Below are 606 nucleotides of genomic sequence, written 5' to 3'. Positions count from 1 at the left end.
GTTGATGACTTGCTTGTCCTGTCGGATCTTGACCACAATGCAGTCCAGATAGACGATCGGGTAAACCGATTCCAGCGGGCGCGATTGCCACTCATCAACCTTGTCGATCACCGCTTCGGTGACTTTGGAGATCAGGGTGGGTGAAATGTCGGCCCCGTACATTTCCTTGAAGGTCGCCACGATTTCACGGGTCGTCATGCCTTTGGCGTAAAGGCTCAGGATCTTGTCATCCATTGAGGTAAAACGTGTCTGGCCCTTTTTAACCAGCCTGGGTTCAAAACTGCCATCACGATCCCGGGGCGTGTTCAGCTCGAATTGACCATCTTCTGTCTTGACCGTCTTGGCGGTGTAACCATTGCGGCTGTTGGTGTTATCTGAAGACTGATGCCGTTCGTAGCCAAGATGTTCATCAAGTTCGGCATTCAGGGCAGCCTCTACCGTAATTTTGGTGAGCATCTGGCTGAATTCATTCAGGTCCTTTTCGGTCTTCAAGCCTTTAGCTGCCTCGCGAGCAAACGCTTCCAGTTTCTTTTTGTCCATGTGATCTATCCTTTTCCCTGTGTGGGTGTAATGATAGACGGTTTACACAGTTTTATTTACAGGCTC

1 protein-coding gene is annotated in these 606 nt (G+C 50.0%); it reads right to left on the bottom strand.

What is annotated here, in order from left to right:
• On the bottom strand, positions 1–540 hold a 540-nt coding region (locus tag IE074_RS14730; RefSeq protein WP_189386199.1), incomplete at its 3' end, for an IS256 family transposase.
• Positions 541–606 lie beyond the last annotated feature (66 nt).

The organism is Advenella faeciporci (assembly GCF_014652395.1).
GTDB classification, from domain to species: domain Bacteria; phylum Pseudomonadota; class Gammaproteobacteria; order Burkholderiales; family Burkholderiaceae_B; genus Advenella; species Advenella faeciporci.
The sequence above is the reverse complement of the archived record's forward strand: the minus strand, read 5'-3'. Positions and strand labels throughout refer to the sequence as shown.